The organism is Anaerobiospirillum sp. NML120448, from assembly GCF_023050945.1.
GTDB lineage: Bacteria > Pseudomonadota > Gammaproteobacteria > Enterobacterales > Succinivibrionaceae > Anaerobiospirillum.
The window spans coordinates 17,226-39,729 of record NZ_JALKIM010000025.1; the positions used below are offsets into that span (position 1 = coordinate 17,226).

9 protein-coding genes and 1 pseudogene are annotated in these 22,504 nt (G+C 39.7%); 9 read left to right on the forward strand and 1 reads right to left on the reverse strand.

All coding sequences use genetic code 11. From position 1 onward, the window contains the following. Positions 1-328 precede the first annotated feature (328 nt). Positions 329-2,077: a putative transporter gene (locus tag MXE38_RS06120; protein ID WP_246913208.1), complete on the forward strand. Its 1,749-nt coding sequence runs from the start codon at positions 329-331 to the stop codon at positions 2,075-2,077. Between the two features lie 901 nt (positions 2,078-2,978). Next, positions 2,979-3,611: pseudogene (locus MXE38_RS06125) on the forward strand (trimeric intracellular cation channel family protein); the annotation flags it as partial. 582 nt (positions 3,612-4,193) lie between these two features. On the opposite strand, the gene MXE38_RS06130 reads toward MXE38_RS06125, so the two are convergent. After that, positions 4,194-4,463: a hypothetical protein gene (locus MXE38_RS06130; RefSeq protein WP_246913210.1), complete on the reverse strand. Its 270-nt coding sequence runs from the start codon at positions 4,461-4,463 to the stop codon at positions 4,194-4,196. A 40-nt stretch (positions 4,464-4,503) separates the two neighbouring features. Here MXE38_RS06130 and MXE38_RS06135 point away from each other — a divergent pair, with 40 nt between their 5' ends. From MXE38_RS06135 to MXE38_RS06165, 7 genes are all read left to right on the forward strand, one after another. Next, complete coding sequence (locus MXE38_RS06135; RefSeq protein WP_246913212.1) at positions 4,504-5,586, forward strand: hypothetical protein; 1,083 nt, start codon at positions 4,504-4,506, stop codon at positions 5,584-5,586. A gap of 360 nt (positions 5,587-5,946) precedes the next feature. Continuing rightward, positions 5,947-6,441 carry a YbaK/EbsC family protein gene (locus MXE38_RS06140; protein ID WP_246913214.1) on the forward strand — a complete coding sequence of 165 codons (495 nt, stop codon included), beginning with the start codon at positions 5,947-5,949 and terminating at the stop codon, positions 6,439-6,441. Positions 6,442-6,471: 30 nt separating this feature from the next. Beyond that, entirely contained in the window at positions 6,472-7,062 is a 591-nt protein-coding gene (locus MXE38_RS06145; protein ID WP_246913216.1) for a DNA-deoxyinosine glycosylase, read from the forward strand. Positions 7,063-7,093: 31 nt separating this feature from the next. After that, complete coding sequence (locus tag MXE38_RS06150) at positions 7,094-8,104, forward strand: hypothetical protein (RefSeq protein WP_246913218.1); 1,011 nt, start codon at positions 7,094-7,096, stop codon at positions 8,102-8,104. 403 nt (positions 8,105-8,507) lie between these two features. Further along, positions 8,508-11,636, forward strand: a complete 3,129-nt coding sequence (locus MXE38_RS06155) for a glycoside hydrolase family 2 TIM barrel-domain containing protein (protein ID WP_246913220.1) — start codon at positions 8,508-8,510, stop codon at positions 11,634-11,636. A 223-nt stretch (positions 11,637-11,859) separates the two neighbouring features. After that, positions 11,860-12,048, forward strand: a complete 189-nt coding sequence (locus MXE38_RS06160) for a hypothetical protein (protein WP_246913221.1) — start codon at positions 11,860-11,862, stop codon at positions 12,046-12,048. Between the two features lie 386 nt (positions 12,049-12,434). Next, on the forward strand, positions 12,435-22,487 hold the full coding sequence (locus MXE38_RS06165) for a hypothetical protein (protein WP_246913222.1): 10,053 nt from the start codon (positions 12,435-12,437) through the stop codon (positions 22,485-22,487). The last annotated feature ends 17 nt before the right edge of the window (positions 22,488-22,504 follow it).

Genomic DNA, 22,504 nt, shown 5'->3' on the forward strand with positions numbered 1-22,504 from the left:
GAATTTGATCAAAAGCAAAATAAGGAATGCTGATTAAAAGGGATTTTATTGCACTTTAGTCAGTATTTTTTTTTATGAAATTTTTTTGCGTATCCATAATTTACTCAAGATTTGTGCTAGTACCTGTTTTTCAGGTTGGTGAGGCAACAAGTTGCATAGCTAAGTTTAGGTTGCCTATTAAGATCTAGTTAATAAGAAACGTGTTCAACGTTTATAGCTCTTAATAGGATGCTTAGATTTAGACTTATGAGTAAAACTTGTTTGTCATAAGGTACTTTGGTGTCTGCTGCTTAACAGCAATGACTACTGGTGTTTTTAGGAAAAGTTTATGTCGACAATTCCTTTTTTAACGTTGACAATCTCCATTGCCGCCATATTAGGAATTTTGCTTGGTGAAGTCCGCTATCGTGGTATCGGCTTGGGTATTGGTGGTGTCCTCTTCTCAGGTATTTTAGTCGGTCACTTCTTCCACGAGTGGTTTGGTTTAACCGTTCGTACCGCTGAAGGTTTGACCAGCGCTGGTGAAATTTTAACCTACGTTCAAGAGTTCGGTCTGATTCTGTTCGTATATGCTATCGGCGTTCAGGTAGGCCCTTCGTTCTTTGCCTCGTTACGCTCCATGGGCGCAAAGCTCATTGGTTGGGTAGTCATTATCATTGTAATGGGCTGTTCTGTAGCATTATGCCTCCACTTCATTGGTATCGTTAAGATTGATGCCATGGTTGGTATGTACTCTGGCGCTATTACTAATACCCCATCCTTAGGTGCTGCTAACCAAATGATCTTAGACATGCAAAATGTTTTAGGTCAGCAAGGTATTGATGCTAAGGCTCAGGGCTTTGATGAGTTTATCGTACCATCAGCTTACGCTATGGCTTATCCATTTGGCGTATGTGGTATCTTACTCACCATGATCTTAATCCGTATCATTTTCCGCGTTAATATCGAGGAAGAGGGTCGTAAGTATCTTGAGTCTAAGAGCGCAGGCCAAGGCAAATTTATTACCACTAACGTAACTGTATTATCAAAAGAATTTATTGGTAAGCCTTTATCTGCCATTCCTGGTGTACTTGAGGAGACCTTTGTTTGCTCTCGTATCAAGCGTGATCATGAGCTCATCGTTCCTCACAATAACACTGTCTTACAAGAGAACGATATTCTTCACTTAGTAGGTCCAAAGGATAAGATTGATCCAGTTATTACTACTGTTGGTAAGGTAGTAGAGAGCATTTTCTCCACTACTACTCGCGGTACTAACATTGTGGTACAACGTATTGTAGTTACTAACAATGCTGTAATTGGTAAGGAATTTGGTACTTTACATTTAGAAGAGCGTTTTGACGTAGTAGCTTCTCGTTTATATCGTGCTGGTGTGCAATTTATTCCATCCCATGATATGAAGTTACAATTTGGTGACTCTGTAAACGTAATTGGTACCAAGGAGCACATTGCTTCTGCCGCTAAGGTTTTAGGTAACTCTAATGCTGCTTTACACAAAGTTGCTATGTTACCAATCTTTATTGGTTTAGTACTTGGTATTTTATTAGGTAGCATCCCAATTCCAGTATCTGGCGTTCCAGCTCCTCTTAAGCTTGGTATCGCTGGCGGCCCATTAGTAATGGCCATTTTATTATCACGTTTTGGTGAGAGCTTAACTTTCAAACGTATTCGTTGGTTCATGCCAGCAGCTGGTTTATCAGCTTTACGTGAAATCGGCATTACCTTGTTCTTATCCATCGTAGGTGTTTGTGCTGGTGCTAATGGCTTCTGGGCAACCTTAACCCAAGGCCCTGGTGTAACCTGGATGTTATGTGGTGCTTTAGTAACCTTTATCCCAATCTTTGTAGTTGGTATCTTAGCTTACAAGATTTCTAAGGTTAACTACCTCGTACTTTGCGGTATGATCGCTGGCTCCATGACTGATCCTCCAGCATTAGCCTTTGCTAACGGTTTACACTCTAACCCAGAGGCTTCCTCTTTAGGTTATGCCACTGTATATCCAGTAACAATGTTCTTACGTATTCTTTCACCTCAAGTAATGATCATTATTGCTGTACTTTGTTCTGGTTTAGGTTAAACCATAGGCAATCTAAGTTAATCTAGATTGTTCTAACAACTAAAAAGGTCGCTCCTTACAAAAAAGAGAGCGACCTTTTTAGTTTCTAAAGCCCAATCTTTTGCCCTCCGCCCTCCGCCATCTGCCTTCAACCCTCAGCTCTACGTCATTCCACATCTTGATAGCTAACTAATGTATCCACTCTCTGAGCCGAGCGATCTCTAGCGCACTTTCAGCGCCCTGCACCCTGGCACTGCACTCTTGCCCTGCACACTGCGGGTTACGTTTGAGCATTGCGCTCTACACTTTCTACAATCTCTGTATACACTCTCTGCGCATACACAGCCTAAACATTTAAAGCTCAGCTTTTAAAGCCTCAAAGCAATGCCTAATGTACTCTTGCCTGGTATGCTCTTATTGCTAATCTTTAATCCATACAAAAGCCCAGTAGCAAAGCTCAAGACAAAAATCATCAGAGCACTGTGCTTACTGCAAGTAGCAAGAACCATCACACAAGCTCTTAAATGTGCTTCTATTCTTTTTTTGGGGAAGGCTTAGTAATTTAGCCATGCTTGGCATATGAGGTTAGGGCTTACTAAGCTTGCAAAGCGCCCGCTCCTGCTTACTTGCTTGCATCTGCAAATGACATGCGTCTAAAAGCACCATGTTAATTAAGGTCTGATTAATAGGCTTTAATGTGTTGAGTGAGGTGCTGCTTTAAGATTTCTTTGTGATAAAGGAGCTTTTAGATAAGTGTATTTATCTTTATCAATGCTATTTTGGTGGTTAAATGAGTAAATTAACCAAAAGTCAAAAAGGATAGCTGTACTTAGGTACAATTAGGGCAGTTTTATCTATGCAGCTTTAGTTTTTACATAGTTAGCGTTTTGATTTTGGGCATTTGCATAAGCAAGGAACAACCATGTTTTTAACCATTCTATACATCATTGGTATTACCGCTGAAGGTGTGACAGGAGCTTTAGCTGCAGGCAAGCGTAATATGGATCTCTTTGGTGTAATGTTTATTGCTTGTGCAACAGCTATTGGTGGTGGCTCGGTAAGAGATATGCTCTTTGGTCACTATCCTTTAACCTGGGTAAAGCATCCTGAGTATTTGCTTATAGTCTGTGTAGCAGCATTAATTACTACCAGAAGACCTCATTTCTTTGGTCGTTTAGAGCGTACTTTCTTAGTATTAGATGCTTTAGGTTTAGCTGTCTTTAGTGTCATTGGTGCCAAGATAGGAATGGACTATCATCCTAGTGGCATGATTGCTTTAATTGGTGCTGTAGTTACTGGTGTGTTTGGAGGAATTTTACGTGATATTTTTTCCGCCCGTATTCCCCTAGTTTTCCAAAAAGAACTTTATGCCAGCATTGCTTTATTAACAGGCATGATGTTTGTCGGTTTAGACTTTGTTGATAAGCACTTTTTTGCTATCGACCAAAATCTCAATATTATTATTTGTCTCATAGTAGGCTTTATTACTCGTCTCTTAGCTATTCGTTATCACTTAGGTTTACCTGTATTTACCTATAAGCCAAATGAAAATAAAAAAGAGGACAATACCAATGCCAATGCTAATGAGGCCAATATTAACCAAGCCGAAGTAACTAGCGAAACTCTTACCAACCAAATACAAGATAGTTTAGTTCCTAAAAGTTCCTTAAGCCTTATTCATAGAAGACATGCCCTGAGAGCGGCTCATCAAGCTGAGCGCTTAATTAAAATAAGAATGAGGAAAAAGCTTTAAACCTCAAACGTCTGACCACCACCAAGTGGCAAGCCTAGGGGAGTTGGTAAGAGCACTATCTACTAGCTAAAGAGCTAAAGCTCTTGCACCTTACTATAGGCCCAAGCCATAGCAAGGTGCAAAACTCAAAGGGCAGGCCGTGCCATAGATAGGCACGGCCTTACCCATTGGCAAGCTTACAGGGCCTTAATGCCAAATAAAAAAGTTTTGCTCTTAAAAATACTTTGTACTGGTTCACACGACATCTTGTTGTTAATACCAGCACGGCACCTATGCTTTAGTTACAGAGGCTGTAACAGCTAAAAAGCCATGCTGCATTAGCAAAAGTCACATCAGTTTCTACACTTCCATATAAAGCATCCCCACATCTCCAGCTAATTCCAATTAAACAGCTACTATTAACCCTAAGGCTGGTACTCTAAAGTTTAAATAAGGATAAGTCCTTAGCAGGGCTATAGCTACCACTGCTTCTACTATTGCTATTGCTATTACTAAGGCCAAAGCCAAGGCCAAGGTCAAAGCCAAGGCTATGGCATTGGCTATGGCATTGGCTATGGCTATGGCTATGGCCATAGCCAGGTAATGACTGTTGCGGTAGGGGAATATTTGGCGTTTACAATATGAACCTAATTTTTGATAGGCATAATAGGCCATAATAGTTCCAAAGATTTTTATATATGGGTTTTTGATGAATATGATTGAGCTAAAACCGATTAATGTAGGTATTGGCGGGCCTTTATCCGCATTGCTCACTGGATTGACAGGTGTTAGCAAGAGCTTGCCATGGTGGGCAGTATGTCCTTTATATTTTGTCCTAGCAGCCCCTTTAATTTTATTATGTCCTGTACTACTACCTTTATGGCTATTAAAGACTATTGCTGATAGTAAAGTTGATGAGCAAAGTTACCATGAGCTCTCAGTTAAAGAGCAATGGGAGGACTTACAAGTAAATCAAACTGTTATCAGCAAGCTCAGTCAAGAAAAAGAGAGTGAGGCTAAGCAAAATAATCAGTCTGATGATATTGAGGGTATAGGCAATAAGGATGTTAATTTAGCTAAGGTTAGAAGCGCTCTGTTAGATGAGCAAGTAGCCCAAGAAAAGCTTAGAGGCAAGCTTAGTTTTCATCTAGTAAGCATTGCTTTAGCCAAGCTTAGTATGGCTGATTTTATTAAACATAGCTATGTGACGCTAATAGTAAGCACCTTAGTTTATTACTGCGGTTTAGTGCTATCTTTTGTCATGTCATCCTCTTTAATAGAGGAGGCTATGGCTCGCTATTTATCTCTAGCATCAGAGCGTAAAGTGTTACAAATTGCTACTCAAGAGCAATTAGAGTATGCCAATAGTGTGGTTAATATTATTTCGTGGGCGGGCGTATTTGTAGTATTGATGATCATAAGCTCTTTTGCGGTAGTGATTGTAAAAGCTATTAAATTTGCTCTTAGTGAGAGTGAGAGTCAAAAGGCTCAAATTAATGGCTCTTTGTTTTCTTTAGTGGTTAAAACCATCTTAGTAAACTTACCTGGCATGGGTGTATTAGTGGCTATGCTTTATGCCTGCTTTATTAATTTAGAGCGCTATTATAGCCATTTGCGTATGATTGCTATGGAAGCTATGGTTTTAGGACAAGAGTATTTTGATCCTACTTGGCTCTTTTTAGGATTACGTTGTTATCTTATTTATGCTTTTGCATTAGCCTTAGCCATTGTACTGTTGATGTCATGGTCTATTGTGCCTATCACTCATAAAAGGGCTAATAACAAACTAAAAGCCTAGGAGACTTCTCTGGCAGCTCAATTATAGATCTCCACCTAGCAAGGCATCCAAGCTCATGGCTATGGCTATAGCTATGGCCATAGCCATAGCCAAGCCCTTGGCCAGCCCTTAGCTGGCCAGAGCTATGGCCTTTTGCTAACTTCAATCTTATTAAGGCACAAGGTTTTTGGGGGTATGGGATTGGTAGGTGGCTGAGGCTTATGCCCTAAGGCGTGATATTGCTTATTAGGTAAGAGGTAAACTTTTAGCAATTGGTATTTGTTGGTACTTTGCTTAAAATATCAAGATAAGAAAGGTGGGGCGCTTGGTTGTTAAAGCGCTGCTTTATTTTGTTTTTATTTGTCCTATAGTCGGTGCAATATGTACATTAAAGATACTTTATTACCGCTACTAAATTCTTATAGCATTAATTACCAGCTCTATGCTCATGAGGCTATTGCTCATGGCGATATTGAGATAGAGCTGCCTGATATGAAAGGTACTATGCTCAAGAATTTAGTTCTGACTAATAAGCGCAAAGATCTGTATCTTTTTACCTTGCCTTTAGACTTCCGTGCCAATTTAAAAGGATTGAGTGATGCTTTAGGAGTGCCTCGTTTTAGCTTTGCCTCTGTTAGTGATCTAGCTTATATGGGTATTCCTCCAGGACATGTCAGCCCATTTTGTTTGCTCAACGACCCTAACTTACAAGTTCAATATGTTCAGCCTATTGAGTTGGATAATTTTGATTTGGTTAACTGTCATCCTTTGGATAATCATTTTTCTGTTGATATTAAGCGTAGTGATTTAGAGGATTTAGTTAAGAAATCAGGCCATAATATTACTAAAGTTAGCGGCGCTGTTTTTGCTAATTAATATTTCACTAACAACGAATTATTTTTTCTCATGAGTGTACCAGCTACTTTAAAAGGCAAGGACTGTCCTGACTCTTCTTATGAGGATCGGATCTATGGTTTTGAGCCTTATATACCTGATGGTTGCCATATTTTAATTTTAGGCTCTATGCCATCGGTTAAAAGCTTAGAGCAGGGCTTTTATTACGCTAATAAGCAAAATCGTATGTTTAAGCTTATTGCCTGTTATTACGCTCGCTCTTTGGGCTTAAAAGAGGGTGAGTTGGTATTAAGCTCCATAGAGCAAAGAAAAGCTGCCTTAAGTGCACTTGGTATTGGCATGTGGGATGTGGTTGATAGCTGCGAGCGTAAAGGCTCCTTAGATAGCAATATCAAAAACGCCCATTATGCTGATATTATCTCGTTAATAAAAAAATACCCAACTATTAAGCACGTACTAACTTGCGGTAATTTTGCTAGTAAGCATTTTGCTATTTCTACTTTAAAAGATAGTCGCTATCTTAATGGGGAGGTTAGTTTTAATCATTATGCTCTCCCTTCAACCTCTGCTGCTAATACTATTAAGTTTGCTCTATTAAAAGAGCGCTATGATGAGGTTTTATTAAAGCTTTTGCCATATTAAAGCTAAAGATAGTTCAAGAGGGATCTATTTTATGAAAAGCCAAGTTTTATCTTATATCTTAAGTGGTCTTAGCATTTTACTAATAGGTTGGATGCCCGCTAATGCTTTGGCTAATGAGCAAAATGCTAGCGCTATGATTTCAGGAGCGGCAGTGAGCAATGATTTAAAAGGCGGTAAGGAATTAGTAATTGAGCGTTCTTTTACTATTTCTTATATCAAAGTTCCTAAACGTTGTGAGACTGATGCTTTTAAGAGTACTTGCACCCGCTTAGTAAATTACTATGCCCGTCGCTTTGAGCGTGAGATGGTAAGTAACATTAGCGTGGAGTACAGTCAGGAAAATCCTTTTGAACAAGATATTTTTGATGTAGATAAACAAAAGGAAAAGGCCGTCCAGCATGTCCAAATTAACTTGTACTCTAAGCCAGGAGAGCCCTTAGTTAGCCTTTTTAGTATTTTTAAACAAAAAAACGTTAACTCTCCAGAGCAGTTATTAGTAGAGACCATGAATTTTGATGAAAATACAGGTCGCATTATTCGTTTTAATGAGCTTTTTGAAAACCCGCAATTAGCAGCCATGTTGTGCGCTCGTGCTATTGAGGAGAAATATACTTCTTTTAAATCGCCTTTATTACCTGTAGTAGTAAGTGCCACTGAGCTTAATCCGTCCAACTTTATTATTACTGCTCGTGGCTTGCGCTTTTTCTTTGCCCCTGGACTAGTTAAGCCAAACAATAATATTGCCCAGAGCATATTTATTACTCTAGACATGCTTAAAAGTGCTAAGCCTAAGGATGAGTGGTGGTCAGGTAAATTACAGCCAATTACTGAGGCGGAAAAGAAAGCCTTAGCTAACTCTACTTTAAAAGATGTCATTGATTTAGATAGTGATTTTGCTGTTAGCGATAGTATTAACTCTTTAGACAACAAACAAATTGCTAATCAATCAGCCGCCAGCATTGGCGATAACTCTATAGAAGATCCAGCGGTCAAAGGCAAAAGCGAAACTATAGTTAAAAACAATCAACAGAAAAAACCTTAGCTAAAAAATTAAAATTTTGACATAGAGCTACAAGAAAAAAATGATAATTTTTGCTAACATGTTGTTTGGTGTGTGAGTGCTAACTGGTCTTATTAAACGCTATGAGCAATAGTATGTGTGTTGAAGTTTTGCTTTAGCTGTAAGGTCATGTATTAGTATCATGCAAGATAATTCGATTTACAGTTTAGGGTAGCTAAATGAGCATGTGGGTCCAGTGGTGGGACTTGGTGTGCCGAATATTTTCGCATGACATGCTATCGATCTGTGTGGCTTTAACAGTCACTTAGAGTTAACTCGTATTGTCAACAATCTATTATCTTACTTATAAGGTTAGCATGTGCTTGTCTTTTAACTGTAAGAGTGTGTAAGGTTTTTTTCTAATTGATTCTTAAGGAGTATCCAAATGGGTGAGTTTGACCTTAGCATTGTTAAGAATCCAAGAATTTACGAGCAAAATCGTTTAGCTGCTCATAGTGATCATGAGGCTTATAGTAATTATCGTGAGTTATGTGATGGCTCTGATAATTCCTTACGTAAGAGCCTTAATGGTATTTGGTTCTTCCATTATGCCAAGAACTTTGGTCAAATGCCTCAAGGCTTTGAGCGTGATGACTTTGATGTGTCAGGATGGAGCTCCATTCGTGTACCAGGTCATTTTGAGACTCAAGGTCATGGCAAGCCTCACTATACTAATGTTTGCTATCCATGGGATGGTCGTGAAAAGGTAGTTCCAGGTGAGATCCCAACTCGTTTTAATGCTGTTGGTTCTTATGTAACTTTCTTTGAGACCTCATGGGATTGGCAAAACTGCTTTATTTGCTTTGATGGTGTAGATTCAGCTTATGCTGTATTCTTAAACGGTCATTATGTAGGTTATGCCACTGGCTCCTTTACCCCATCAGACTTTGACCTCACACCATATTTACGTCGTGGTCAAAACCGTTTAGCAGTACGTGTCTTTAAGTACAGCTCTGGTTCTCATTTAGAAGATCAAGATTTCTGGCGCTTATCTGGTATTTTCCGTGGTGTACATCTTTATACCAAGCCAGCTATCCACTTAGAAGATATTTTTGTAAAGGCCACTTTAGATGATAGCTATCAAAAGCCATTATTATCTGGTCACTTAAAGTTATCTGCACCTGGTGCTGTTCAGCTTTATTTACTCGATAAGGAAGGTAAGGTAGCTAGCAACTACTTTGTAGTAGGCGATAATAACGAGTGTGATTTTACTTTAGATGTTAGCGCCTTAGACATCAAGCCATGGTCTGCTGAGCATCCAAACTTATATAAGTTAATCTGCCAAGTAGTTCCTGTTGAGACTGCTCAAAAGGTTAATGCCTCTTGCCAAGGTAGTGATGATCAAATCGACTTTAATACTGTTGTTGGTGCCTTAGACGAATTTTCTTTAGAGGCGGTAGCTTTATCTGTAGGCTTCCGTCGTTTTGAAATGATTGATGGCATTATGCACATTAACGGCAAACGTATTGTCTTTAATGGTGTTAACCGTCATGAATTTAGCCCAATGGGTGGTCGTACCGTGCCTGAGAGCGAGATCTATGAGGACTTGCTCACCATGAAGCGTAACAATATCAACGCTGTACGTACCTCTCACTATCCAAACTCTTCTATTTTCTATAAGTTCTGTGATGAGTTGGGCTTGTATGTAATTGATGAGACCAATTTAGAGACTCACGGTACCTGGCAAGTATTAGGCGCTATCCGTCACGATGAGCATACCTTACCTGATGACCATGAAGAGTGGCGTGATGCAGTACTAGCACGTGGTCAGGCTATGCTAGAGCGTGATAAGAACCATGCCTGTATTTTAATTTGGTCTTGCGGTAACGAGTCTTTTGGCGGTAAGACTATTTTTGATCTTTCCAATTACTTCCGTGAGCGTGATCCATCCCGTTTAGTTCACTACGAGAGCATTTTCCATGATCGCCGTTTCAATGGCACCTCTGACATGGAAAGCCAAATGTACACCACTTTGGCCAATGTTAAGAAGTTCTTAGCAGAAAACCCACAAAAGCCATTTATCCTTTGTGAGTACACCCATGCTATGGGTCAATCTTGCGGCGGCATGAAGCTTTATACTGATTTAGCAAAGACTGATCCTCGTTATCAAGGCGGCTTTATCTGGGATTACAAAGATCAAGCTTTCTTAGTACAAAATCAAGACGGCGTAGAGTACTTTGCTTATGGTGGTGACTTTGATGATCACCCAACAGAGTTTAATTTCTCTGGCAATGGTATTACCTATGCTGATGGTTCAGAAACCTCTAAGATGGCTGAGGTTAAGTTCAACTACCAGAACTTTGTCTTAGAGCCAAGCAAAGAGAGCATTAAGATCACTAATTACTCATTATTTACCAATGCTGATGAGTACGTATTACGTGTTTCCTTATTGTTAAATGGTACAGAAGTTCGCTACTACAATGACATTGTTTCTGTAGAGCCTGGAAAGAGCGCTCAGATTCCTGTTAACTTAGAGCTATTAGATGAAAGCTTGTTAAGCGGTGAGTTTGATAAGAGTGCTGAGTATGTAATTAATGCCAGCTTAATCTTAAAAGAAAGCACTCCTTGGGCATTAAGCGGTCACGTTGTAGCTTATGGTGAAAATATTATTTATAGCCCTGAGCAATACATCAATTTAGGCCAGAAGGATCATAATTTAGAGCTCTTAGACACTGGCTTTAATTACGGTGTAGTAGGTGATAACTTCAGAGTGCTCTTCTCCGTAGGTGCTGGTGGTTTAGTAAGTTACCAAGTAAATGGTATTGAGTACTTATCTGGCATGCCAAAAGCCAACTTCTGGAGAGCTCCAACTGATAACGATCGTGGCAATAAGATGCCATTTAGAGATGCTGTCTGGCGTAGCGCAGGCTTATTCTCTAAGTGCGTAAGCCATAAAGCAGAGTCTTTAAGCGATTGCGTAAAAGTTTGCTTTAAGATGCAGCTTGCCACCTTACCAATTGAGGCTTATGTTGATCTTTGCTATAGCGTTTATGCTACTGGTCAAATTCGTCTTGATGTTGATTATAAGAAAGCAGAAGGCTTACCTGAGATCCCTGAGTTTGGTGTTTTAATGCCAATTAAGGCTCAATTTAACCAATTAGATTTTTATGGTCGTGGTGCTCAGGCTAACTACACTGATCGTAAGGAAGGCTATCCTCTAGGCTATTACACCTCTGATGTAGCAGATGAGTTTGAGCTTTATTTACGTCCTCAAGAGTGTGGTAACCACTGCGATACTCGTTACTTTATTGTTCGTGATAGCAAGAGCGATCACGGTATGATTGTAACTTGTGTCAATGAGCCATTTAACTTCTCTGCGCTACCATGGACTCCAAGCCAAATTGAAGAGGCCTTACACCCATTTGAGTTACCAGATGTTAACCACACTATCTTAAAGATTAACTCTAAGATGATGGGCGTTGGTGGTGATGATAGCTGGGGTTCTCCAGTCTTAGATCAATACCGTATTGAGAACCAAGATTGCCACTTAAGCTTTGTTTTCCAAGGCTTCTAAGTCAAAAACACTAAATTTCAGCTAAATTTATTTTAGCTCCTACTAAAAAAGGCGAGTTTCTATTTAGAACCTCGCCTTTTTGCCTTTGTAGGCTCAAGCCAAGCCCAAGGCCAAGCCATAGGCCTTGGGTAGAAAATAAGTGTAAAACAAAATATATAGCATAATCACCATGTCGCTAACAGGTGTACCCATAGTGGAGTCATCCAAACCAACAGAGGTGATTATGACACGATTAGAACTTTCAAAAGCACGAGCTGCTCTCTGGGTTAATATTTCTCGTTGCTATCAAGCAAGCGGTAAGACCTTAAACGAGTACTTCAAACTCTGCCTTGAAAAAGACATCAAGGAATATGACACTGCTGGAGTTTACAGCAAGAGACCTTCATTTCTCTCTATTACAAGATGGGTTTAAGAGCAGCCTGTCTTATCTAACAATTCACCCCTTGTCTCTGAACCAAAGACTAATGCTGTATCTGATAGCAACTCTATCAGCACTGAACTTTCAGAAAAGGAAGTTGTTTTAAGCAACTTACCATCCGAGTCTGGTGAAACTGAGCATGGTGAGACTAAGCCTTTGGGTCTTGACTGCTGCATTAAAACCGCTTTGGTTGTGGCTATATCGTTGTTTCACAGTCAAAATCAGCTGTTAGGCATTTGGTAGGTTAGCTAAAAGCTCAATTGTTTATCTTATTCAATGTCATTAAATTGCTATAATGGCTTGTAGTTTTTCTCTTGTTTTTATTGGATATTGTCAGCTCTTAGAGCCGCCAAGCTTGTAATAATGGGATAGGTATAGTAGTGAACTCTTCATCCTCCTCTTCTAAAAACTCTAATCTCAAATCCCAATCATCAGATTTAGATGAAAATATGGCTTTGTTAGAAGAGCTTGAGGCTGCTTTATCTGACAGTGCATCTTCAAGCCAAGAAAGCAAAGCTGTTAATGCTGTTAACCAAGATGCAGTAGGGGATACAGACTCTAAGGTAAAGCAGCCAAGAAAGACTAATGCTAAGTCAAAGAGCACTACAACCAGTACTCTTAAAGATAGTGCTAGTGATGGCTATAGTGGTAGCAAAGATGATGTCTATGCAGCTGTCTATGAAGATGCTGGCTCTAATGTGGGCTTAGAGTCCGACACTGGTAAAGCCTCTGATGCTGATGCAGACGCATCAGCTGGTGCATCCTCTGGTGTAGATGGAGCTGCTAGGACTATGACTAGGGATAAGGCTAGAGTTAGGGCTCGTGTTAGCAAGAATAAGAGTAAGACTGGAGCCTCTGATGTAGGGGCTGTAGGTCGTGATGGGGGTGGCGCTGGCGCTTGGGATGGCGCACGTGCGAGCGCTAGTGCGCATGCAGGGGCGGGCGTTAGTGATGATGCTGTTGCGGTGGAGATGGGTGCAGAGCTTAAAGATGAGCAATCTGATAATAGTCATGAGGTGCTCTTTGGCTCTTTATCTCGCTCAGGCATTGGTATTTCTAAAGCTTTATTGCAAGGTAGTAGATTACAGTCACTAAAGAAAAATGTAACTACAAGTGATAACCCATTTTTAAATGTTGATCCACGTAGCTTACTGGCTGACAAAATAACCCATATCTCAGGTAAAACCTTAGATTTAGGCGCTTTAATTCATGATTTAAAGGAATTAGATCCTGATATTGTCAAAGCAGCCAATCAAGAGGGATTAAGTGGCTTTGCAGGAGCTGCTAATGACTTATTACTTTTTCGTAAGCTTGAGGAGTTAGGTGCTAATCAATTTTGTAATTTAACTATTAGTCAGATCCGCTCTTTAATTAAGAAAAGCATTCCTAAGCTTAGTGATAAGGTAATTTTAGAGTGCTATCAGTGCTTTAAATCTTGTATTAAAAATGGTGAGTTAGAGCGCAAGGTACAGTATTTAGCTGATAAATACCAAGTTACTATTCCTCATCAAAGCATTGAGGCCTTTTTATTTACTGACGATAGTGACTATCAAGGTAGCGAGGGCTTAATTGCCATTCGTAAGCTGGTAGTAGAGACTTATTGTAATTATGAAGATGAGATCTTAAAGCTAGTTAAGATCTTTGATATTAAAAATACCCAATTTTCTAAAGCCTTTGATGAGGTTACTTTCTACCAATATCTAATTGCTAGAAAGTCAGGTAAAGAGCATGATTTTAGAGTATATGAAGCTTTAGTAAAGCTTAAGAATCATATTGAGCTTTTTATCTTAATGAGAGGCGGCTTCATTAAAACTCAAGACTTTGCTATTTTCTCTGATAGTGAGTTAGTGAGTGATATTTATGATGATGACAGTATTTTCCAGCAGCACAGCTATCACTCTGCTAAGGAGCTGGTGCAATTAGAGCCTTGTGGCATGCACTTTTGCTATTTAGAGTCAGTGCTTAATCTTATTGTCTCTACTGATAGTGCTCGTGATTTGTTGTTAAACTTTATTAAAAAGTTTGGACAAATCTATATTAACAAGGCCTGCTCTAAGTTCTTCAATCCAACTATGGGTTTTGAATTTGATTTTGTGCCTTGCTTACTTAGCTATGTACAGGGTCTGTATGCCTGTCAGATTGGCTCTAATGCTTTTTATGAGGCCTCCCATAAGGTAGACGATTTAGAGGAAGCTCCTTTATTTTTCTATGAGCTCTTTTTAAACAATGAGAATACAGCCAATACTCCTGAGTACCAAATTGCCCTTAATAAGTTTAAAGAGGTAATGCCTGAGCACATCTCCAGTCACCAATTTACTGATGAGATGAAGGAGTGGGCAACCCATATTTATCACCAAGAATCTATTTATCGAGCCACCAAGGCTATGATTGGCTCTATTGTTACTTGCGGTCATCCGATCTCAAAAGACGAAAACTACTTAAATGAGCAAGTCGCATTTGAGATGATGGCCTTTTATAGTAAGTATTTAATTAATTTAGAGCGTAAAAAGCTTTATGCCCAGTTTGAGCAAGAAAAACATGATGGTGCTCAAGGCAGTGCCGAGCCAGAGGGCAACAGTGCTGATACTGGTGCGGGCGCTGGCGCTGCTGGTGCTGCAAGCGCTATGCAAGGCAGCAGCGATGGTGGGCATGATAGTGCTAGCGAGCATGGCCTTGGCCCAGGTCATGGTCATGGCCATGAGCATGAGCATGACCAGGGGCAGGAGCAGAGTCCAAGCAATAGCTCTAATGAGGAGTATGATAGCGAGTTTTGGTTATTGGGTGACAATGGCTTTGTGCCTTTGATTCCAGGTATGCCTGCGCTTAGTGCTTTTTTAATTGGCCGTGCCTTTACTTATGGCGAGCTGATGAGGGAGCAAAATAATACTTGGGGCTTTAGTGCTTTAACTTATTCCGATTATTCAGGTAATTATTTAGCCTCAACTTATTTGGCCCATTATTACCAAGCTTTATTTGACTCTAAGCTCAATGCGCAGGGCCAGCTCTTCTTCTTATATCATATGAGAGCTATTTTGGCTTTCCACTTGGGTATGACTAGTATTGAAGTACCATACTCTAGTCTTAAGCTTTACCATAACTATGATTTCCATATTTCTCATAAAGATATTGAGCTCTACTTTAATGCTTTAAAGGAGCAGGATGACTCCTGGACACGTTTATTTAAGAAGAATCCTACCTTAACTCATAATAGTCGTTTTGAGGGCCGTCAGCCGCTCTTAAGTACTGTTTTTGGCACTATTGTAGGTAATAGTTTAATTTATCTGTGCGATTTAATTGAACAAAATCCTAAGTTTGGAGATTTTTACCACAATAGCTTACTCTTGCTCATTAATTTATTAGAGCGCTGCTTAAAGGCTGAATATAATCCTGTTGGCTGTTTTGCTATTTATCGTTTGTTAAAGGCTAATTTAACTGGTACTACCTATGGTTTGCAGGAGAGTTGCTTTGAAAAGTATTTTCCTCACTCTAGTGCTAGTGCCTTGTTATTCCATCAGCTGTTTCCTAATAGCGTTAAAAGTTCCAATTTTGATGATTTAATTGGTCAGGATTTTAACTCTGATGACATTGGTAATATGTTCTTACAGGTGGGTATGCTCTCTAGCGCCCACCGAGAGCAGGGTTATAATCTGTTAAATCATCATTTAAGCTCCTATAAGGGTAATTTTGCACCTTTAACAGAGCCTTACTTAGACGAGCTTTATCGTACTAGTGCTGGTCTTGGTAATGGCAATTCTTTATCGTACTTATCCGAAAGTGCCCATTGCTTAAATCAAGAGGAAGATAGCGAGTTATATGCCCTTATGGGAGCTCGCATTCAAGCTGGTCATTTATACAAAAAGCTCAGCCATTACTTTATTAAAAATGACATGAAAACAGAGCGTCGTCGCCTGGCGCATCAAATGTTTTTCATGCATCGCCCTTATGGTTTTTACGATTCATATTTAGTGCTAAAAGATAGAAAAGATAGAGTTAATGAGGCTCATACCTTCCTATTCTATGCAGCCTGCATGAGCGTACCAGAGGCTATTAGTGATTTAGAGGCCTTAGAGCAAGATCATTTATTTGAGCCTTTGCCTTTTGTGGTCTATCTTAAATACTTAGAGCAACTAGCTAAGACTAAGGTAGAGGCCTTGCTGACTTTAAGATTGTTATCTCAAAGTGGCGGTATTTTACCTGTTAATTCCTTCTACTTTATGAAGTTTTTGGAGCATAACCATGCTTTCTTTAGCAATTCTATGCTCAAAAAGGCCTTGCTTGATTCTGGACAAATTGATTTAGCTCTAGGAGGTGAGCTCTACTCCTTACAAAGTTCATCTTGTTCTGAGCTATTTAAAGATGAGCAAGAGTATTTACGTTTAAATAGCTATGATATGGAAGGCAACTTTGCTACCTATCATCAGTTGTTTGAGCGTGATTTTAATGTTGAGCATTTTAATGCCCATAATATTGGTGACACTGTAGTACAAGAAACAGTAACCAAAATGTTTGATAGCCTCGTAGCTGGTAAAACCCAGCTTGAGCGTGCCATTTTCTTAAACTGGCGTATGGCTGATAACTTCCCTAGTTATTTACAAGAGAAGGCCGAGGCTTTATCAATTAGTGTCGAGTCGGACAAAGATTTTGCAACCATCGATTCAGTAATGGCTGCTTATCGTGGAGCTTTAGATACCTATCCTTTATCGCTAAATATTTCCTTATGTACAGGCAAAAAGGATGCGCATATTTTAGATAGTAACAAGTCTATTGAAAGTGTAGTCAATAGCTTGGTTAAATCTGAGATTATTGGTAGCACTTTAGAGACCATGTATGCTTTTGCTTTAAATGCCTTACGTGGTCGTGGCCGTCCAAGTCCTCAGCACTTTTTAAATTTCTGTCGCTATTTGGCCAATACTGGCGATGCCTCAGCCATGCGCTATAGCCATATCTGTATGGATCCTTTAAATGTAGTGCCATATGGACAGACCTTTAATGAACATGTTGTTGAGGCCTATGAAAAGGATGTGGCTAATTGGTCTAAGTATTTTGCTAAGAAGAGTTTTGATGGCCAACTTTTAGATCATATTGTTGAGTCAGCTACTGCTCGTAAAGAGCGTGACATTATTTTAAAAGCCTTAGATCAAAGCGGTTTAAATAATGGCTCTGCCTTAGCTGTGGGCGATGATAATACTCAAGGCTACGGTAGTGACCTTAATAGCATTATTTATAGTGATGTTAATCGTGATTATTTAAAGCTTTCAGTAGATAGCTACCAAGAGTTAATTAAATATTATCAAAGACAAGAAACTCAAATTAACAACCTGATTGCTCAAGACTGTCAGGATGATGCTAATGTTTTTGTTGGAAATTACATTAAACAATTGCATAAGCTCAATGAGGACTATTGGTTGCAGCAAAGTAAAGAGCAAACAGCAAACTTTGCTAATAATGAGGACGAAGGACTGTCGCTAGAGGTTTTTGGCCCTACAGCTACCTTTATTTTGCAATCTAATCGCTTTTCGCCAACCCAGCTCGTTGATTTAATTGAGCCTACCTTAGGCCCTAATCAAAAGATTAAGCTCTCAGCAGAGGTTAAAGGTAAACTTTATATCAAGTCATTTTTAGACTTTGTTTACTTTATGAAGATTAGAGGCTGGAATATTGTACAAAGTCTTGTATGTAGTCGTAATGGCTGGCAGCTCAATCGCAAAGCTAATGGCCCAGAGCGCTCTTTTGCTTCTTTATTAGCTAAAGATATGCTCACTGGTGCTCCAGGTGCTAAGGAGCGCTTTTTATACTATGTACAAAGCCATGGCTTTAAGTACCACTTAAATAGTGCCTATTTTAAAGAGAATGATAGTAGTCAAACGGCACGTAACTTTGTAACTGACGTTTTACAAATAGACTTAAAGTCTCCTAAATTTGAAGAGTTTTCACAATCGATGGACTCTGAGGGCTTCCCTGAGTTTAAAGCTCTCTTGCTTGAGGAGACTAATGGCTATATAGCTAGCAGACCACGTCTAAGTATCGATGGCTTTGAATACAATACTCAAAGTGGTTATAGCTCTTTAGTGGATGATTTGGCCCCTGATTTAGTCCTCAATGAAAGTGAGGCTATTAAGGCACGTGATGAGCTTAAGTTAATTGCCGCTACTTTAAATGATTTGGCAACGCAAGATTGTGCCTCTAAGAGTCATTATTTTACTTGTGCCGATCGCCTAATGGATCAAAATTATGGCTCTAGCTCTATTGTTACTAGAGCTATGATTGAGCGTATCGTAGGTATAGAAAATATTGAACGCTTAAATAACAATGATAAGCCATATTTAAGCTATACCTTTTACTCAGATAAGAGCATTGGCGCACACGATATGCTTAAGATGTTAGGAGTAAGCTGCTCTATCTTGCCATATCGCCTCATGAGCGGCATTGATCCTAAATCTCGCCATTTAATCCTTAAAAATTCCTTGCAGTTAGGCTCTGAGGCTGTAGATTTAAATACTTCGCAACTTTACGGTATTGATAAAGATACTTCTATTAGCCGTTGGCATATGAGTAAAGAGCAGTTACTTTGCCATAACGCTAATGACACCTCTTTTGATCATGCTAAGCTGCACGATAGCTTGTACTCAAGTTACTCTAATGCCCTTTATCAAGAAGATAGATTATGCGTAAGCCTAGCTATGCTTTATGATCAAGGACAAGGGCAAAATAATAAAGCTATTAAAGAAACAGCAAATGCAAATCAAGTGGCAGCTGATAGTGGTGCATATGAGCCTGCCACTAAGAGCTCCAATAGCCAGATGTCTCATGGTTCCCATGCTGCATTTAAGCGTCAGCAGGCCAAATCACAGGCTTGGTCTAATGATATTTCTTTTAATGCCCATGAGCGCTTAGAGCAAGTGCTATCTGAGGACGTGGGGCTGCAAAGCGATGATATTGCCGATGAGTTAGCCAAATATGTAGAGGCATCTACTGCCAATGTCGCTTTTGCTAATTACGATGGCGCAAATGGTACAAGCGCCAGCGCACGCACTGGCGCACGCACAGGCGTAAGCGCCAGCACCAGAGTAGGCTCTACCTCCAGCGCTATTAATAGCGCTAGAGCAAGTGATAGTGCTAGCGTCAGCGAGCATCTGGATGGCATTCATGCGCTGGTTAATGATAGAGAAATCTTGGAGCATGATAGGGAGTCGAGCCTAGATGGGCAGGGTGTGGATGCTCGTCAAAGAGTGGCTAATAGTAAGCTTTCTAGTGAGGAGAAAAAGCTCTTAGAGTGTATTTTATCTCACAAGGAATATCATGGCTCTTTATTGTCCCGTCGCTATGCTGTGCATGCTAAGCAGGTATTAGAGCAAGCTCATATTGTTAATGAAAAATACTCAAGCCAAGCTGCCATGCTCGTAAGAGATAGCAAAGATCAAGATGGTATGTTGATAGCTGAGCGCATTAAAAATTCTAAGGGCCAGACCTATCAAGAGCGTGCTTGGGATCTCTTATCTAATCAAAATGAAGGGGATGGCAAGGCCCGTGCCCCATACAGTGACGAGGTAACCTCAGAGCGTAGTCTTGACGAGAGTATGATTTATGATCGTCTTAAGACTTTCTTGGGTAGTAATTTAAGCTTTGGTTACGATAGTAAAGACCTGGATAAGGTTACTGGCCTTGCTGATACTCAAGATAATAGTAAAGATAGTGATCTCAATGAAGCTCAGCGTCGCCTCCATCAGGCTATCAAGGATCCTTCTTCCTTGCTAGGTATGATTTTCTCACGGGTGTGGGAATTTGATGAGAGCAAAGAGGAGCAATATACCCGTCCTCATATGTTTTATGAGGATGAAAACCCGCTACATGTCTATATTTACCTCTTGCTTAACATTATTAATGCTCATGAAAACTATGAAGTGCGCTTAGTAAATGAGGAAGGCTATTTAGATGCTCTTTATAGTCAGGGCTATTTTTATGGCTGTAGTGATTTGATTGACTGTGCCTTTAAGCACACTGTTTATGAGTCTTACCGCTATCGTTTTGAACGTGAATTAGTTTCCAAAGAGGTTAGTGCCAGCATTTCTAACCTAGCAGGGTCTATTTTAGAGCGTATCCTAAGTCAAAATGATTTAGCGATATTTTATAAAGCCGATCTTAATGAGGTAAATAGCCAAACTCAAAAAATAGCTGAGCATTTTAAAATGCCTAAGACTACTCCTAAGCGCTATTTACTTGAGGCTTTAATTAACTATTCAGACGAGCAGGTAACTAAGAGAAGCCGCTATTATAAAGCACTTATTAGCGCCAATACTGACCAGCTAGAGGCTCATAATTATGAGGTTATGCTTGATGATAGCTTGCAGCACCAGGCTTTTTATGACTTGTTTAATTGCCAAGCTATGCTCTCTTGTGCGCCTAATGTCATGCATTGGCTTTACCAGCATAATTTTAAAGGTATGGATATAGGTACTATTGATCCTAATGCCTTTATTTGGTCACAAGAAAGCTCCTATACCAAAGAATTAGCTAAGAGCATTCAAGGGGATAACCATATTAATACTTGCTCAGAGCAAGTACAAATAGCTACTGGTCTGTTAGTAGATAGTCCTGAGCTTGGCTATCAAAATGTTAAATTGGCTAAGTTCCACAGTACTCTTACTAAAGAACAAGATTGTCGCCGTTTAAGCTATATCGAAAAAACTCATGGTATAGGGGTTAATTACGAGCATTTAGATAAAGCACAGCATAATCAGTTAGATGCTTTAACCTTGAAGTTTATTAGGATGCAAGATGTCTTACAGGTGGCTATTAGCTCTCAACATCATGAGGTAATGCCTTTTGCTCCTGAATACATTTATGCAGGTTTAATTATTGGCGATGATCGTCCTTGGTCAGGCAAGAACGAAGAACAAAGTAATCACTTGGCAAAGCAATGTAGCTTGCTTTATGGCTATGATCCTATTAGAGGTACTACCTTGGGCTCTTATCGTGCCTCAGTAGCCTTTGATGAGGAAGATAGGGCATTTTATGAGCAATATTTTGCTGATAATCCTTTAGAGAGTAAAACTAGCGACAAAGATTTGGTTGATAAGCTAATTTTTGCAGGTCGCCATAAAGATGCTTTTGCTATTCACAATTTGCTCTTAGATCAATTAGAAAGTGAACAGTCGCCAACTGATTTCAATCATATTGGTGAGCTTGATGAGCGTTTGGCTGCCTACGAGTATGCACAAATCTTAGGGCTTAAGTACTTTGTTTACGATGCGGATAATTACTCAGATATTATGAGTAATGTCATTATTAGTAATGTTTGTCCGCCTAAGGACATTCCTCTTGAAGACTCAAGCTTGCAAGAGGCTAATCACTGCTCTTTAATTCAAAAAAGCGCAGGTATGTACGTGCCTGTAGATAATGACTTACAAGAAGATGAAGACAGCTATGATTATGAGGAGCTTTATGGAGAGTGGGATCAGGAGCTTGAGAGTAATCCTACCCAAGAGGAACTTGCCATTGAGTACGAACAATATGCCAATGATCCGCAAGTAGATCCTTTAGATAATTCATTAGATAGCCAAAGCGCTCAGGTACAAGATTTATCAGGTATCTATTTAACTACTGATGTTCAAGGCAAAGCTAGTAACTATCAAGATGGCTTAGCCCAAGAAAAAGAAGATTGCGAAAAGCAAAGTCGCAATAAGTACGGCCCAAGTCCTTTAAGAGACCCGCAAGATGAAGGTCAAATTGATGATTTGCTAAATAACTCTTTTTGCAATTGTTATGACAACTATGGTGATTGTTACGAGGATGTAGGAAGTTTTGAGAAAAAAACTCCTAACGAAAACTCTAGTAAAAAGAAAAAGGCAAGCAAAAACGCCTCTGCTAAGAGCAAAATTGAGCCTTACGAGCGCATGTCTTTAGAGGAATTGTTGCGTGAGATGCCAGAGTCATATGAGAGCATTGATGATAGCAATGACGATGAATATCAGGATTCATGGGATGAAGAGGAAAACGACGATCCTATGATCATGAGTTATGACCAAATGGAAACTTTCTCTAAGTTTTTAGCTGAGCAAAATATCAATCCAATGGATATTGAAGGTATTGCTGATGCCCTAGTAAAGAACCATTTTGATATTTTGGATCAAAAAGGTCTCTCCCATGATGATATTGTGCGCACAATAAGCGAAAATAACTTTAATTTTGATGAGCTGGACGCTCTAAAAGAAATTGACCAACAAAGCTCTTTGCGCTCTGCTCAAGAGCAAATTACTAGCGATGATACTAAAGATAAGAGCTCAGTATCCCAGCTAGAGCTTGCTCACCATGAGGCTCAAAAAGACAAGGAGCAAGATGTCTTAATAGGAGAAAACCCTAATAGTGCGCCTAAGGCTAAAACTAAAGGCAAGACTAAGGTCAAGGCCAAACCTAAGGCCGATCCTCAGGTTTAGCCCCAGGCTCTGCTTAT